This window comes from Roseibium sp. HPY-6 (genome assembly GCF_040530035.1).
Lineage (GTDB): Bacteria > Pseudomonadota > Alphaproteobacteria > Rhizobiales > Stappiaceae > Roseibium.
The window spans coordinates 1,299,163-1,315,182 of the sequence record NZ_JBEWCD010000001.1 but is presented as its reverse complement, the minus strand read 5'-3'; the positions used below and the strand labels follow the sequence as shown (position 1 = coordinate 1,315,182).

The 16,020-nt window shown below is 56.6% G+C and carries 13 protein-coding genes; 5 read left to right on the top strand and 8 right to left on the bottom strand.

What is annotated here, in order from left to right; genetic code table 11:
* Positions 1–334 precede the first annotated feature (334 nt).
* Positions 335–1,483 carry a hypothetical protein gene (locus tag ABVF61_RS06250; RefSeq protein WP_353992657.1) on the top strand — a complete coding sequence of 383 codons (1,149 nt, stop codon included), beginning with the start codon at positions 335–337 and terminating at the stop codon, positions 1,481–1,483.
* A gap of 130 nt (positions 1,484–1,613) precedes the next feature.
* Positions 1,614–2,813 carry a pyridoxal phosphate-dependent aminotransferase gene (locus ABVF61_RS06245; RefSeq protein WP_353992656.1) on the top strand — a complete coding sequence of 400 codons (1,200 nt, stop codon included), beginning with the start codon at positions 1,614–1,616 and terminating at the stop codon, positions 2,811–2,813.
* Positions 2,814–2,863: 50 nt separating this feature from the next.
* Here the strand turns inward: ABVF61_RS06245 and ABVF61_RS06240 are convergent, their stop codons facing one another.
* The 3 genes from ABVF61_RS06240 to ABVF61_RS06230 all read right to left on the bottom strand — a co-directional run bounded on the left by ABVF61_RS06240 (position 2,864) and on the right by ABVF61_RS06230 (position 6,377).
* Entirely contained in the window at positions 2,864–3,775 is a 912-nt protein-coding gene (locus ABVF61_RS06240; RefSeq protein ID WP_353992655.1) for a hypothetical protein, read from the bottom strand.
* A gap of 78 nt (positions 3,776–3,853) precedes the next feature.
* A complete protein-coding gene (locus ABVF61_RS06235) occupies positions 3,854–5,383 on the bottom strand; it encodes a hypothetical protein (RefSeq protein ID WP_353992654.1) in 1,530 nt (509 codons plus the stop codon).
* Positions 5,349–6,377 carry a glycosyltransferase family 2 protein gene (locus tag ABVF61_RS06230; RefSeq protein ID WP_353992653.1) on the bottom strand — a complete coding sequence of 343 codons (1,029 nt, stop codon included), beginning with the start codon at positions 6,375–6,377 and terminating at the stop codon, positions 5,349–5,351. The genes ABVF61_RS06235 and ABVF61_RS06230 overlap by 35 nt, the downstream gene beginning before the upstream one ends.
* A 400-nt stretch (positions 6,378–6,777) precedes the next feature.
* Between ABVF61_RS06230 and ABVF61_RS06225 the strand changes: the two genes are divergently transcribed.
* A complete protein-coding gene (locus ABVF61_RS06225) occupies positions 6,778–7,257 on the top strand; it encodes a DUF992 domain-containing protein (RefSeq protein ID WP_353992652.1) in 480 nt (159 codons plus the stop codon).
* Positions 7,258–7,329: 72 nt separating this feature from the next.
* On the opposite strand, the gene ABVF61_RS06220 is transcribed toward ABVF61_RS06225, so the two are convergent.
* A complete protein-coding gene (locus ABVF61_RS06220) occupies positions 7,330–7,629 on the bottom strand; it encodes a hypothetical protein (protein WP_353992651.1) in 300 nt (99 codons plus the stop codon).
* Between the two features lie 428 nt (positions 7,630–8,057).
* On the opposite strand from ABVF61_RS06220, the gene ABVF61_RS06215 reads away from it, so the two are divergent.
* Positions 8,058–10,121 (top strand): elongation factor G, encoded by a 2,064-nt coding sequence (locus tag ABVF61_RS06215; protein WP_353992650.1) that lies wholly within the window; start codon positions 8,058–8,060, stop codon positions 10,119–10,121.
* 81 nt (positions 10,122–10,202) lie between these two features.
* Here ABVF61_RS06215 and ABVF61_RS06210 read toward each other — a convergent pair whose 3' ends face one another.
* A complete protein-coding gene (locus tag ABVF61_RS06210; protein WP_353992649.1) occupies positions 10,203–11,336 on the bottom strand; it encodes a serine hydrolase domain-containing protein in 1,134 nt (377 codons plus the stop codon).
* A gap of 300 nt (positions 11,337–11,636) precedes the next feature.
* On the opposite strand from ABVF61_RS06210, the gene msrP reads away from it, so the two are divergent.
* The gene (gene msrP, locus ABVF61_RS06205) at positions 11,637–12,599 is read left to right on the top strand and encodes a protein-methionine-sulfoxide reductase catalytic subunit MsrP (RefSeq protein ID WP_353992648.1); all 963 of its coding nucleotides are present in this window, start codon (positions 11,637–11,639) and stop codon (positions 12,597–12,599) included.
* Positions 12,600–13,047: 448 nt separating this feature from the next.
* On the opposite strand, the gene ABVF61_RS06200 is transcribed toward msrP, so the two are convergent.
* Genes ABVF61_RS06200 through ABVF61_RS06190 form a run of 3 tightly spaced genes read right to left on the bottom strand, consistent with a single transcriptional unit; the run spans position 13,048 to position 15,994 of the window.
* On the bottom strand, positions 13,048–13,944 hold the full coding sequence (locus ABVF61_RS06200; protein ID WP_353992647.1) for a LysR family transcriptional regulator: 897 nt from the start codon (positions 13,942–13,944) through the stop codon (positions 13,048–13,050).
* Between the two features lie 31 nt (positions 13,945–13,975).
* Positions 13,976–14,944, bottom strand: coding sequence for a thioredoxin-disulfide reductase (gene trxB / locus ABVF61_RS06195; RefSeq protein WP_353992646.1), 969 nt, complete (start codon positions 14,942–14,944; stop codon positions 13,976–13,978).
* Between the two features lie 54 nt (positions 14,945–14,998).
* A complete protein-coding gene (locus ABVF61_RS06190) occupies positions 14,999–15,994 on the bottom strand; it encodes a mitochondrial fission ELM1 family protein (protein WP_353992645.1) in 996 nt (331 codons plus the stop codon).
* Positions 15,995–16,020 lie beyond the last annotated feature (26 nt).

Sequence of the window (16,020 nt, the reverse complement as noted above, 5' to 3'; positions counted from 1 at the left end):
AACAGCAACTCCGGCTGAGCCGCAGACCTTGTTGCCCGCCGAGGTGTTTCCGATGATGTCAAAAACCGCATGGGAACCTCCATCGTCTTCCTGTTTGCACTCTCGACAACAATTGGGTCTTCAGACCGACGTCAATCAGGCATTCGGTGAGAGTTTTCGTGACGATAATGCGGCGCGATCGCGGATCAGGACGTGTCACCGGTCACGGCGCTAAACCCTTAATTGAAACTCGGGCGAGATTGGGCTCATTCTGTCATCCGCTTCAGTCTTTGTTTGCATTTTTGCGCAATAGTAATTCTCCGGGATAATGGATTAAGCACAGGTCAGGCGCGGAATGACACTCAACGCAGCGCAGAACGCATTGCCCAAAACGTCCGAAGAGTCCGCGGCATCCGCAGAGGATCAGCAGACACGTGTGCAGTCGCAGCCAAATGAAGGGGAAGCGCCCGCGCTTTCGCTTTCGGGATTGCAGTTTTTCATTGCCGACATCAACAAAAAAACCCTGCTCTGGCACGAAGTGGGTTCCCAGAACTTCAACAGCGAAGTCAAGGAGCTGCAGGAAGCGCCGTCGAATGAGGCGCTGCGGCATCTTTCGACGGAAGACCGCAAGACAATCCTGCGCCTGGTTCAAGGCGCCATTCGCGACGGGCAGGCTGGTCCGTTTGATGTCGGCGGCGGCCCCGATCACCGAATTCCGGGAATTCCAATCGTAGCGCATCGCTATGAATTGTCCGAAGGCAGAATAATTGCGATCTGCTTCCCGTCGATTGGCGAGTCCGATGACCATCCAGGCAAGATTGCACTCGGATTGGCGCCGATCCTGTCGCACTTTGTTGCCTCGTCTTCAAGAATTGTTCTCCTTGTCGACAATTTCGGTTACGTGCGCTTTGCAAGCGACGGCTTTCTCAAGAGTTTTCAGATCGAAGACGCGCGTCTGATCCTCGGCCGGAACATCGCACATATCCAGAACCGGGTCGGACGAACGATCGTCTCCCTGGCGTTGGCGGCGCTGACGCGTAGAGCAAGCGCAACAGGCCGCGGCAAGTTCCTGATTGCTCCGGGCGACAGCATCGACCTTAAGTACGAGGCGATGTATTTCCGTCTCGGCGGTACGGTCGGCGGCGTTCTGTTTTCGGCTGGCCATGTGGGTGGAGACGTTGATTTCGCGCAAGTTTTTGAGATGTGCAGCGCGCCCATCCTTGTGGTCAACACCAAGACACGGATGATCATTGCAGCCAACCAGGCCGCCATGAAAACCTACAGTCTGACACCGGAAAGCCTGGACGAACGCCAAATAACCGATTCACTCCTGGATGCTGAAAGCTTCCAGTCACTGATGAATGCCGCAAAGCAGGAATCGGACGTCCCGTCGTCGGTCTCGGTGACGACGCTGAATGGCCAGACAAAGAAAAAGCGGTTCAAGTGTTCTCTCATTGATGAAGAGAAGGACGAACCCAAGCTTATTCTGGAAACACGCAGCTAGTAAGCGCCGGTTCTCCCAAGCCCAAAAAGTTGCTTAGCCAGCTTGACCAAAGCTGATTGGGTCTTGTCTTCTGGCACACACGGTTCTACGGTCCGCGCGCTGTTATTTCCGTTTCCCCCTGGAGGACATTATGGGCTTTCTTGCTGACGCATTGGCGCGTGTACAACCATCTGCGACCATCGCCGTCACCAACAAGGCGCGCGAGCTGAAAGCCGCAGGCCGCGACGTGATCGGTCTGGGCGCTGGCGAGCCGGATTTCGATACCCCGGAAAACATCAAGGCGGCAGCTGTCAAAGCCATCAATGAAGGCAAGACAAAATATACCGCTGTTGACGGGATTCCCGAGCTCAAGGCTGCGATCGCAGAAAAATTCCAGCGGGAAAACGGGCTGACCTATGCCACCAATCAGATCACGGTCGGGACCGGCGGCAAGCAGGTGCTTTACAACGCCTTGATCGCTACCCTTAACCCGGGCGACGAAGTCATCATCCCGACACCCTATTGGGTGAGCTATCCGGATATGGTGCTGCTCGCAGGCGGCGAACCGGTCATTGTGGAAGCCGACAAGTCCACCTTCAAGATCACGCCGGAAGCGCTGGATGCGGCGATTACCTCGCGCACGAAGTGGCTGATATTCAACTCACCATCCAACCCGTCCGGTGCCGCTTACACCGAGGCGGAACTAAAGGCGTTGACGGATGTTCTCGTCAACCATCCGCAAGTCTGGATCATGACCGACGACATGTACGAACATCTGGTCTATGACGACTTCAAGTTCACGACGCCAGCTCAGGTCGAACCGTCTCTCTATGAGCGTACACTGACAGTCAATGGTGTTTCCAAGGCCTACGCCATGACCGGATGGCGGATCGGATATGCGGGAGGTCCGGCAGATCTTATCAAGGCCATGGCCAAGGTTCAGTCTCAATCGACGTCGAACCCTTGCTCCATTGCACAGTGGGCGGCCGTTGAAGCTTTGTCGGGAACGCAAGATTTCATTCCGAAGAACAACGAAGTGTTCAAGGGGCGCCGGGATCTCGTGGTCTCCATGCTGAACCAGGCGAGCGGTATATCCTGCCCGGTTCCGGAAGGCGCATTTTATGTGTTTCCGTCATGCGCCGGCACGATCGGCAAGACAGCGCCGTCAGGAAAAGTTATTGAAAACGATGCAGATTTCGTAACGGAACTTCTGGAGACCGAAGGGGTTGCCGTGGTGCATGGTTCCGCCTTCGGCCTTGGACCGAATTTCCGCATTTCCTATGCGACGTCAACGGAAGCGCTGGAAGAGGCCTGCCAGCGCATCCAGCGGTTCTGCGGCAATCTGAAGTAGGATTTCACACGCTGCATAACGCTATTGAAGGGCGGCATTTGCCGCCCTTTTCAGTGGCTGCTCGAAGCCTCGTCGCGAGCGGTTCCACCAGAAAACACCAGCCATCCAACCGAAAACAGAAGCACGTCACCCAGTGTTGTCACGATCCGGAACAGGGCGGCTGCAATCAGGACCGCGTCCTCTTGGTTCAGGGACCACAAAAGAGCGACCAATGCCGCTTCACGTGTGCCCAGTCCACCTGGTGCTCCAGGCGTGAGATATCCGACAAGCCATGCAATCACGGCGGCCCCGGCGAGCGGAGCAATTGGCGCGGCTGCCAGCAGACTGAAAACGGCGGCAAAGATCAGGCCGAGCAGGGCCATGAAAACCGTTGAAAGCGTGCCGATAACCAGCAAACCGGATGTAGATGATTGCGGGACCAGTCCTAGTCTGGGTGCAAGCACGAGCGCGGCCAGAACACCGAGGACCAGTCCCGGTGCTAGAAGCACCCATAGCCAGGACGGTAACCATGGCAGGAGAGGGGAGAGCAATCCAGCGCTTCCAAGTACCGCGATCACCGTCACTGCGCCCGCCGGGATCGCGGCAAGCTCCACCAGTGTCGCCTTGACGATCTGACCATCGCTCAAGGAACTGCTGCGCAGGTAAAGACCTCGGCCCAACAGATGCGCAACGTTTCCGGGTATGTACTTGGCGATCTGGGTCATCGTAAAGGACGGATATGTCCGGCTTCGCGGCTCGGCGGAATAGAGCGCCACAATCCGGTGCCACCCTTCGACCACGAACATCAACGATGCAAAGTAGGCCAGCGACAACGCGCCGAGAAGCGCGGCATCGGTGCTGTCCGGGCGCCAGCTGGAAAGACCCGTCCAGTGGGATCTGATCTGAACCGCAATAAATCCCAATGCAACCAGCAGGACGGCTCTGCCGCCCCAAATTGCCAGAGATTTCAGACGGCTATTCAAGCTACAGTGTTCCCTTTGCAGATCCTGCTATTTGCCTGAGACCTGAGGTCTCGTTCGTTTCTCAGCACCTTGAGCAATCTATCGTGCGATCCTTGGCGGCTGGCATATCGTGTCGGTCTGCTCGGTTGTAAAGTCCCGCAGCGATGCCAGCTGGCGGCATTCCTCAAGGCTCCACACGGATGTGGCTTCGGGCGAGACGCGGAACTGGCGCAACTGGCCCGTCACGTTGGCAGACATTGCAAGACCGGCCAGAAAACAGATCCCCAATCCCCACTTCCAGGCCGCCGTGTTGCGGGTAACGGCGATCCTTGGCATTGCGGCGGACAATCCGGCGAGAACGAAGAGGCTGAGCGCCGGCCAAAGATCGATCCGATAGCGAAGCGTGATGGTGCCGTAGGAGAGTGTCAGAAAGGCCAGAACGAGCCCGCCGGTCAGGGGAATGGCGAGTTTCGTCCAGACCGATCGTTGTGCCTTGAAGGACCAAAGCGCAAAGACGAGCCACAATGGCCACAAGAACAGAATGCCGGCGAAAGGTTTTTCGATCCGGATGAAGCCCAGATCGCCGGCGAGCGTGTTTCTGGCGAACGTGTGGACCTGCTCGGAGAGCGGATCGACATACTCCTGGATCGTCGGCAGATCCAGCGCATAGATCGCGACATTGTGCGGGATCCGTTTCACGTTGAACTTGCCGTGTTCCTTGAAAGCTTCCGCGCGTGCGCTGTCGCGATCCTCATAGCCCCAGAACACAAACCCGTATTGGATGCTGTCTTTGGTATATCGGCCATGGGTTTCGGTCGCATCGCCGAAACGTGCAACATTCAGTCCGAGAAATCCGACGCCGCTTGTGCCAAGAATTGCCAGAGCCAGGCCGACCCGAAGCCAGTTCTGCTTGAGCGATGTCACTGCCAGATACATCAGCAACAAGGTGCAGGCCACGTAAAGGCCGATAGCAACGTTGGGGCGTGCGTGGAGAGTGACCGCTGCCAGTGCCGCACACGGGATGGCTGTTCGCCACAATGGCCAATCCTCGAATGCGACGTTGGCCCAGATGAGGACAAACGCTCCGGTCGCCGCATAAGCCAGGGCAATCGGTTCGTGGTAAAAGGACGTATTGGCCGCCAGAAGCAGGCCGGGACTGCTGAACCAGACGGCCAGCGAAAGCAACCTGCTGAGCGCCAGTCCTTTTTCGCCAAGCTGTTCCATTTCCCGTGCGGTCGCCTTCAGGAAAGCTGCGTGGTAGCAGAGCGTTCCAAGACAAGCCCAGGCCCAGATTGAAAACTGCGCCATCCCGACACTTTCAAACGGCCAGAACCACCCGAGCGCAAACCGCGTCAGAAGGGGGCCGACACCATGATAGAGATAGGTTGTGCCATCCGGCGCATAGTGCCCTTCCAGCTGCACGACGCGCGCCGGGATGTCCAGGTGGCCATCCAGAAGGGCGAGATAGTATTCGTCGTAGATGCTTTGTCCAAAGGGAACGATGCCTGGGATCTGCAGGATCCCGCTTGCAAGAACGGCATAGAACACCATTCCTATCAGGATGAGGTCGATGGCCCGCCAGACGGTCAGCGCATCATTTGGAGCTGCGAGCGCGGTAGGCTTTGTCATCTGAGCGTCTCATGATCTGCAAGGTTTCCCGCAGGTCTGTCGTGTCCACCTGCGGCGGCGGCTGTTCAAGTCGCCGCACCCGTTCCAGGACGGCTTCCGTCAGGCGGCGGTTGGTGGCAAGAGCATCACTTAAAAACGCGATCACGACCGTTATGTAACCGGCAAGCAGAAACATGCTGCCCAAGACCAATGACTGGACCCTGCCGTCACCGTCGCCAATGGCATAAAAGAAGAGAAACCTCAGTACCGGCACCAGCCCAATGCCAATCATCAGAACGCCAGCCCACAGAAATGCGTTCAGCGAGCGATACATGAAATAGCTTCTGAGGATCGTCACGATCTGCTTCTTGAGAAAACGGAAAGTGGATCCGGCAAGCCGGGAGGGCCGCGTCGTCGGATTGGTTTTCACAGGAACAGAAACGACGCTCAAGCCATGCTGACCTGCATGAATGAGCGTTTCCGTCGTGTAACTGAAGCGTGTCATGACGTTTATCGTGTAGGCCGCTTCACGCGAATAGGCCCGAAAGCCCGATACCGCGTCGTCCACGTCCACCTGCGAAAGGTTGCGAACGACCCGCGTACCCAATTTCTGCAGTTGCCTTTTCAGCCAGGAAAACTCAGGATTGTCGCCTGGCTTCCTGTCACCGACAACGATGTCGGCCTGCTTCCGGATAATCGGTTCGACAAGGTCCGGAATACTGGACCCTGAATACTGGTTGTCGCCGTCGGTGTTGACAATAATGTCCGCACCAAGAGACAACGCCGATTCAATGCCGTGTTGGAAGCTCCGGGCAAGCCCCTTGTTTCGCCCGTTCTGCACAATATGGTCAACGCCGCATGCGCGCGCCGTTTCCACCGTGCCGTCCGTGGACCCATCGTCAATGATCTGAATTTCGACTTTGCTGATCCCTGGAATGGACCGCGGAATGGCAGAAACGACGTCCGGTAGCGTCTTTTCTTCGTTGTAGCAGGGAATTTGGACGATCAGTTTCATGAAAAGCGCACAACTTCAGACCGGTTTACGTTTGTTCCGCTCATGACCAGGTAGTGAGCTTGAGGGGTGGAAGCGACTTTGCAGTCTCCCGTTTCCGCCAAAAATTTCCTGACCTTACCTTCGATAGAAATAGGTCTTACACTTTAAAAAATTGATAATCCTGAACTCTTCTGGGTTGTTATCCGGTGTTGCGGATGCTGTCGAAAGAGGAAGAATTCGGGGCCGCTCCGACGACTGCGTGGAGAAGGTTCGAGCCGCGACTTCGGTTGCAACCTGACATTTTTTTAGTGTCCCGACAGGCTGGGTCCGCCCAGATTTTGACGTGAAGCGGACCCATATCTTCGCCGTTCCCGACGCTCGTGATCCGCGAACGGGACCATTCAAGATGGAGATATTCAGTATGCGCTTTTTGAGCGTGGCACTTGCTGCTGCAACACTTTCGATGACCCTTCCTGCCTATGCGTCAGAAAACAGTCCGAAAGTCGAGATCGGGACCCTGAATTGCCTGGTGGAAGGTGAGCACAGCTTCATTGTCGGGTCTACTGCCAAACTCGGCTGCAGTTTCAAACCGGTCGATGGCGGAGCAATCGAGTACTACAGTGGTGAGGTCCGTGACTACGGTCTTGATATCGGAAAAACCAAAGAGGCGACGCTTGTATGGGGCGTGCTGGCGCCTTCTGCAAACCGCAAGCCTGGGCTGCTCGCCGGAACATATGGTGGTCTGACGGCCGGAGCGAGCCTTGGAGCAGGTATCAAGGCGAATGCGCTCTTAGGCGGATTTGATCGTTCAATCGCACTCAACCCCTTCAGCCTGGAAAGCCAGACAGGAACCAACCTTACGCTTGGTGTCAGCAAACTGACGCTTGAAGCCATCAACTAGCAAAATCCTGGACGCCCGATCTGCAACACGGAACGGGCGGACATTTGTCAGGCGGGTTCTTGAGATCCGGCGTCAGTCGTCCGCGCGGCAAGGCGTGCCGGGACCCGCGCACGGATCTGCCGGAATCCTGCGCTCTGAATTCAGGCGGTTGATCTGGTCGATCTGGTTCTGTCTGTTGAAACGATCGATCTGGCGCTGCGTTGAAAAGTCGTTTCTTTGCTGATTGAGGTTTTGATTGAGTTGCTGCTCTGCGGACGGCAACAGCGACGTGCCGGGTTGCGGCAATCCGCGCAGCTGTACATTCTGCGCAGCCGCAGGCGGCGCAATTGCAAGCAAGAGTGCGATAGTCCAAAGGCACAATCGGTACGTCATTCAGGTACACCTGCGCTGCTGTGTATCTGCCTTGATAGGTGGGTATGCGAGCAGAATATGCAAACAAGGTTAGCTTGAACCAGCTTCTGCCGACAAGTTTGGTGAGCATTGACAGGCGCATATCGTGTGAGCCGAGACCTTCCGGATATACATCTGAAACGGGCAAGGTCATGTAATTGCACCGTGTTTGCATATCCTGGCCGCAAATTGCTGCGCTGCGACGTAAGATTCCCTTGCCTTCAAGGCCTCTTCAGCGCGACGATGAAGGACCGCCCATGGTCGATGCGCCGTCTCACACTGAGGCGTCCAGGCGCACTAAAGCCGGATCAGCCATCGATCCCAACCGGGCGAGACGCGGCAGGCCCGCGTCCCTCGTCGGCCATGCCGCGTTGTTAAGGGGAGACCCTCAAACACACGGGAGGCTCATTATGGCAAACTCGATAAACGGAAAAGGATCAGCTGCCGGTAGTTCGCCGCGCTGCATCGCCCTCGTCGGTCCGTTCGGAAGCGGAAAGACCAGTCTCTTGGAGGCGTTGCTCGCGCGAACGGACAAACTGGCGCGCCAGGGGACGGTAACCGACGGCAATACGGTGGGCGATGCTTCGCCGGAAGCGCGCGCGCATGGCATGAGCGTGGAACTCAATATTGCCGAAACGGAATATCTCGGAGATCGGTTCGTTTTCGTCGATTGTCCGGGATCGGTGGAATTCCTGAGCGAAATGGATGGCGCGCTGAGTGGTATCGATCTCGCTGTCGTTGTTGCGGAGGACGATGAACGCAAGGTACCCGCCTTGCAGCTTATACTGAAAGCCCTCGAAGCCCGCGCCATTCCGCGGGTTTTGTTTTTGAACAAGATCGACAAGAGTAGCCGCCGCGTGCGCGACGTCTTGAGCGTTCTGCAGCCTGCCTCGGCGGTACCGCTTGTACTGCGGCAAATTCCGATCTGGGAAGACGGTCAGGCGACCGGTTTTATCGATCTCGCGCTGGAGCGGGCGCATGTCTACCATGAGAAGGAAGCGAGCACGCGGGTCGACATGTCCGATGAAGACCGGGCCCGTGAACTTGAAGCCCGGTTCACAATGCTGGAGCATCTCGCCGATCACGACGATGATCTGATGGAAGCCCTGCTTGAGGATATTGCTCCTGATCGAGACCTTGTTTTTTCAGATCTGGTCAAGGAGATGCGGGACGGACTGATCTGCCCCGTGTTTTTCGGATCGGCGGATCACGGCAATGGTGTCAGCCGTCTTTTAAAAGCGCTCCGTCACGAAGCTCCAGGTGTGGATGTCCTTAAATATCGGGTTCTGGACAACGGCACACGGTCTACTCTCCAGGTGGTCAAAACGCTGCATACCCAGCATGGCGGAAAGCTCTCCGTTGCGCGTGTTCTCGAAGGCCAGGTTTCCGACGGAGACAGCTTGTTCCGCAACGGACGGGAAGAAGTGAAGGTTTCAGGCCTGTTTTCTATCTTTGGCCAGCACGCCAGCAAAATTGCGACTGCCGGAAAAGGCGATCTTGTCGCGCTCGGACGAATGGATGGCGTCGAAACCGGGGACCTGCTCAGTCATGATGAAGGCGAAATCAGCAGTGCCTTCGATATTGATCGCCGCAGCCCGGTACTGGCCACGGCCGTTGCTGCCGCTCAACGAAAAGACGAAGTGCGCCTGTCTGCGGCGCTTGCAAAACTATCAGAGGAGGATCCGTCTCTTTCCATAAGCCAGAATCAGACAACGGCAGAAACCCTGCTGGAAGGCCAGGGCGAGATGCATCTTCGCGTTGCTCAGGAACGGCTGTCTGGCAAATACGGACTGGAAGTTTCGATACACACACCGCACGTGCCCTACGCGGAGACCATTCGCGGCAAGACCAAGGTCCGGGGCCGGCACAAGAAGCAGTCCGGTGGCCATGGCCAGTTCGGCGACGTGGTCCTGGAAATCTCGCCGCTCCCGAGAGGCGAAGGCATTCAGTTCTCCGACACGATCACAGGCGGTGTTGTGCCCAAACAATATATCGCCTCCGTCAGGGATGGCGTTCTGGATGCACTCGGTCGCGGGACTTTTGGTTTTCCGGTTGCCGACATAGCCATCTGCCTGACCGATGGTTCCTATCATTCGGTCGACAGTTCGGACCAGGCGTTCAAGATGGCCGGTATTCTGGCAATCCGGGAAGGTTTGCCGGACTGTAAACCTGTCCTTCTCGAGCCGATCCACAAGGTTGTGATTGCCTGTCCCAACGATGCGACGGCAAAGGTGAACGCGATCGTATCTACAAGGCGAGGTCAGCTTCTGGGCTTTGATGCACGGCCGGACTGGCCTGGTTGGGATGAGGTGCAGGCCTTGATGCCGGAAGCGGAAATCGGGGACCTGATTGTCGAATTACGCTCAGCCACAGCCGGTGTTGCGAGCTACACGTCTGAGTTCGACCATATGGCGGAACTCTCCGGCAAAGCCGCGGAACAGGCGCTGCAGCGGTCCGGCAAGCAGGCAGCTTGACGCCCAATTGATGAAGCCGATCAATGGGAAAGGGGCCTGAATGGCCCCTTTTTTGGTATCGGCTCATATGTACATTTGGGCTCAATTGACCGCGTAAACAGCCCTCTCGAATGCGTCATAGGTTTCCATGAAAGGCGGTTCCACGAAGGGGAGGGATTGCGTCATGATCACTGCAGCGAGATCCTTGCCCGGATCGACCCAATAGTGGGTGTTGCAAACGCCGGCCCAGCTCTGTGTTCCCGCGGATCGTTTCCCCGGAACATCCGACGTGTGCAGCGTTGCGATCATGCTGTGGGTCGTATCGTCAGGAAGAACCACGTCGGCCGTTATCGGCGAGCAGGATACCATTGTCTGGAACTTGAGGCCGCTCATCTGGTCACCCAGCATGGTTGCCAGGCCATCTTCGGACAAAACGCGACTTCCGTCCAATTGTCCCCCATTCAAGATCATGCGCAGGAAACGCATGTAATCGTTTGGGGTCGAATAAAGGGCGTGCCCCATTCCGTACACTTCAGGCATCGACGGCGGCGCAAGTTCCATTGGCGCGAATTTGCCGTCCTCACCGCGAATGTGGACATCAGCGAGCCGTTCGTGCAGCCTTTCCGGCTCGAAGGCTGTGCTTGCCATGGCGAGCGGTTCGAAAATCTCTTCCTGACAAAAAACGTCGATACGCCTGCCATCCGCGGCCTCGATCATCTGCCCAAGCCAATCGGTGCTGGGGCCATATCCCCAGCGTGTTCCGGGGTCGGAGGTTAACGGATACTTGAGCGAGCTTTTCAACCCCGACAAGATCGTCGGATGTCCGGTGAGTTCCATGTATCGCGGCACGTCCGAATTCCAGAACTCGTATTCAAGGCCGCTTGTATGGGTTACCAGGTGGCGCAATGTGGCCGTCGTCCTTGGGGCGCGCAACACCGGTTCTTCGCCATCAAAACCGTCCAGGACCTGTAACTCGTTCCAGGTGTCCAGAACGTCTCCAACTGGCGTGTCGAGTTTGAGCTTGCCACGGTCCACCAGGATGGCGGCTGCCAGACCTCCAACAGCCTTGGTCATGGAAAAGATGCGAAAGACGGTATCGGCATCTACAGCTCTCGCCGCCGTGGCCGTGCCGAAAGCACTTTTGTGCGTCACGCCGCTGGAGTTGCCGGTCATACCAACAACAAACGGGACTTTTTCTTCCTCAACGGCGCTCTTCAGCACGCTCTCAATCAACATTTTCTTCCTCCCCTACTTTTAAAATCTCCACTTCAGAACGCCCAAATCAGAGGTCCGGCGCTTTCACTTGATTTTGCTATGCAGGCAACTTGGCCTTGCTTGTCTGAACGCACGTCGATCTGCGTCGCGTTCATGCGCAGATCCGTTAGCAGATATCAGGTCAAAGACCGCTCGCCCCGCAATCGGGCCTGTCCGCCGCGTTTTAGATCCTATCACGATCCGGTTGTTTACGGTCACTAGGGCGTTATTTGCCTTTGAGGCCGGTTTCAGGTTCTTTCGTTCACAAACAGGAGTTTGACCATGAACATCTTGAAAAAGCGCAGCTGGGAGCTTCCAGAGCGCGAGGCTACACCTGAAAGCGTCTTTTTGAACCGGCGGCAGATCCTTGCCGGCATGGCCGGTGGCGGTGTCCTTCTGGGGACTGGCCTCGGCATGAAGCCGGCTTTCGCGGAAGAAGACCCGAGCGCCGGACTTTATCCTGTCAGCCGCAATGCCAGCTTTACGCTCGACAGGGACCTGACGGACGAAGATATCGCGTCCAAGTACAACAACTTTTATGAGTTCGGATCGCACAAGCAGATCTGGCCGGCCGCGCAGCAGCTTCAAATCAGACCCTGGACCGTGACGCTGGACGGAATGATCGACAACCCGCAAATTGTCGACATCGACACGCTGCTGTCGAAAATGCCGCTTGAAGAACGGCTTTATCGTCATCGCTGCGTGGAAGCGTGGTCGATGGCGGTGCCCTGGTCAGGCTTCCCGCTTTCGGAACTGGTGAAACTCGCGGGCCCGCAATCAGGTGCCAAGTACCTGCGCTTCGAAACGTTCCTGGATCCGTCCATTGCGAACGGTCAGAAACAGAGCTGGTACCCCTGGCCTTATGTGGAGGGTCTCACGCTTGACGAGGCCACCAACGAACTGGCCTTCATGGCAACTGGCATCTACGGCAAACCGCTCGCCAAACAATTCGGTGCACCCATTCGTCTTGTGACACCGTGGAAATACGGCTTCAAGTGCATCAAATCGGTCGTGCGGATTTCCTTTACCGACCAGCGTCCGGTCAGCTTCTGGGAAGAGATCCAGCCGAAGGAATACGGCTTCTGGGCGAATGTAAATCCGGAAGTGCCGCATCGGCGTTGGTCTCAGGCGAGCGAAAAACTGCTTGGCACGGACGAACGCCGCGACACGCTGCTTTACAATGGCTACGAAGAGCAGGTCGCCGGCCTTTATCAGAACCTCAGCGGTGAAAAGCTGTTCATGTGAGCATGCGGCGCGCAATTTGATAGCGCCGCACAATGCACTGGACAAAAAAAGAGCCGGGTCTTAAGAGACCCGGCAGTTTGATTTGATTCACTGAATACAGTGGAATCACCTTCCAGAGGGGAACAGCTGGTCTGGGCATCACTGGGAGGAGGATGTGATCCCCGTGTGACCAACAGTGCTGCTTATATGCGGTGCACAAGCTGCATAAACAAGTGGCAGGTGTGCAAATCAGGTATGCAATTTCTGCAGAGCTTTGGCATTGCGCTAAGTCAATTTTAAAATGCTGTTTGTTTACAGCTGATTAGCGCCGACGTTGATCCGCGATCAGCTGAAGTTATTCAGTTTTTTTCCAAAAAATACCTTCGGTTAAATCTGGACAAAACACATTTGCTTAAAAAATCAGCAAACAAATCCCTGCCCATTAATTAGGCGTTGATTTTGCGTCGCGCTAGTACACCCATTTTTCGGCACTGGTCAGCAAAAATTCCCGGAATGCCTTCACGCGAGCCGTGTTTTTGAGCTCGGAGGGATACACGAAATAAGTGTCGAATGATGGCACCTTGTCTTCCTGCTCTGTAAGGACCGGAACAAGGTTGGACGCATGATCGATGATGTAGTCAGGCAATATCGCTATGCCGACACCCGACTGAACAGCGCGCTTGATGGCCACCAGGTTGTTGACCTTTAAAACGGACCGCCTGGGTTCCCCTGCCGGGCGGCCTGCAGAATCGAGCCAGTTCATTGATCTCAGGTAAGCCGGCGCCTGTTCGCCGAATGTGATGACCCGGTGCTCGTCGATGTCCTCGATTGTCGACGGCGAGCCGAAGCGCTGGATATATTCCGGCGCGGCATAGACATGGAAATGAACTGTGAAGAGTTTGCGCTGGATCAGGTCGGGCTGTGTCGGCTGGCGCAACCTGATGGCAACGTCGGCTTCCCGCATGCCGAGGTCCAGCTCGTCATCGTCGAAAATCAGGTGCAGGTCGACTTCGGGATAAAGCTCGATGAAGCTCCGGATGCGGGACGTAAGCCAGGTGGAGCCAAGACCCACCGTGGTCGTGACACGCAGAATACCGGAAGGTTTTTCCTTGCTGTCGGTCAGGCTGGACTGAACCGATTCCAGCTTCATGAGAACGTCGCTTGCCGTGCGATAGAGCAGTTCGCCCTGTTCTGTCAGCAGCAAACCCCGCGCGTGACGGTGGAAAAGGGGAACGCCCAAGTCATGCTCCAGGGCACTGACCTGACGGCTTACCGCCGACTGGCTCATGTGCAGCGTGTCGCCTGCATGCGTGAAACTGCCGGCCTGCGCGGCCGCATGAAAAATGCGCAGCTTGTCCCAATCCATCCGTGCCCCTCCGCAGGACGCTCAGGCGGCTTTATTCAGCCGCCTGTTGTGTGGATGCCGTTTCGTGTTCGGCCAAAAACTTTTCTGCCTCAAGCGCGGCCATACAGCCCATCCCGGCTGCGGTCACTGCCTGACGGTAGATATCGTCTGTGACATCGCCGGCCGCAAAGACGCCGGGTATGGATGTTCGGGTGGAATCCGGAGCAGTCTCCAGATAGCCATTCGGCTTGAGTGTCAGCTGGTCCTTGAACAGCTCCACCGAAGGCGCATGGCCGATTGCGATGAAAACGCCGTCGGTTGAAATTTCCTGGAGTTCGCCGGTCTTTGTGCTCTTCAGCCGTACACCCGTCACGGCCTTGGGCACGCCGCCACCCAGAATTTCATCGACCTGATGATCCCAGATGACCTCGATTTTCGGGTTCTGGAAGAGCCGATCCTGAAGAATTTTCTCTGCCCTCAGGCTGTCACGACGGTGCACCAGCGTGACCTTGGAAGCCAAATTGGCGAGATACAGCGCTTCCTCCACGGCGGTGTTGCCACCGCCGACAACGACGACTTCGCGGTTGCGGTAGAAAAAGCCGTCACATGTGGCGCAGGCAGATACACCAGCACCCATGTAGTCCTGTTCAGAGGACAGCCCGAGCCATCGAGCCTGGGCGCCGGTAGCGATGACGAGCGTATCGGCGGTGAACACCGTTCCGCTGTCGGCCTCGAGTCGGAACGGGCGCTCGGAGAGATCGGCTTTGACAATGGTGTCGTAGATGATTTTGGTGCCGACGTTTTCCGCCTGCTTCTGCATCTGTTCCATAAGCCAGGGGCCCATTACGGGATCGGCAAAACCGGGATAGTTTTCAACGTCGGTGGTGATTGTCAGCTGTCCGCCGGGCTGAATGCCGGCAACAAGCGTTGGTTCGATCATGGCGCGCGCGGCGTAGACCGCGGCCGTATACCCTGCAGGGCCCGATCCAACGATCAAAAGCTTGCTGTGTTCCGTGCTCATGAAGACACCTTTTCCTGTGTTTCTTGTGTTCTGCCTGTCCCTGTCAGGACCCGATCAAGTCGCCTCTTCGGGCTCTCTTGATGCAGAAAAATCCAACTTTATGCGATCCGCGATGACGGGTGTTGCATCTATCGGCTCGTAGGTAGTTGTTTTTAGCGGACCTGGAAAGGGGTGAATAACCCCCAAGCGTTCCAAACTCTCCAAAAAACCGGTGATTTTGCTGTGACCGCCGCTGGGTTGAAAAACATGAATGGGTTTTCCGGTTGCGGTAGCCTCACCGATCATGTTGGTCGAATCGGCTGTCGCAACAATCGCATCGGCCTTGGCCAGATAATGTCCGAGAGGATTTGGAGCCTCGCCCGTCCAGTAAAGATGCCCACCGGACTTTGCGAGGCTCGAGAGGCCATAGGCGAGTGCAGGCGGGGTCCGGCGCGATGCAGTTATCATGAAGCGTGCACTTTCCTCATTGGCCAGCTCTCTGAGACCGTTCAGAAAGTGAGACTGGTCAGCCTCCGTGAAGGTGTGATGACGGCTGTCGCCGCCAACAAGTACTGCAATACGCGGATGGGCGAGCTTGTCGATCGCGGCGACACTGTCTGAGCGCAAAGTCGCCAATTTTTCTGCAGAGAAGCGATGTGGTGAGGTCGGCGTGACCAGAACATTGCGGCCGCGCAGCCGATCATGTTCCGGAACCCAGATCAGATCCGCTGCACTGGGTCCGGTTCTCGGGTCCTTGAGAAATACCGTGAAGGTATTGCCTTTAGAAAGCCATTTGATGCGACGCAGATAAGCGGCTGCGCGGCGCCCGGACGCAACAACGATGTCCGGATACGGCGGCGCAATCGGACTGTGCTGTCGTGTTTCCCACTCACGCGGATCGGTCGGGCCGAACGGCAGCCACCAGGAAAACGGTGGTCGTGGCGCGATTGTCCGGGACTCGTAAGATACGCCAAGCGCCTCAACGACCCCGACGCATTGCGCCATGTCGCCGGCCTTGCCGTCTGTCAGAACCCAGGCGGACTGAGGAAAGATCTCCGGCTCACGATGCATTTATGGAGAACTTCCCCTATTGTTTT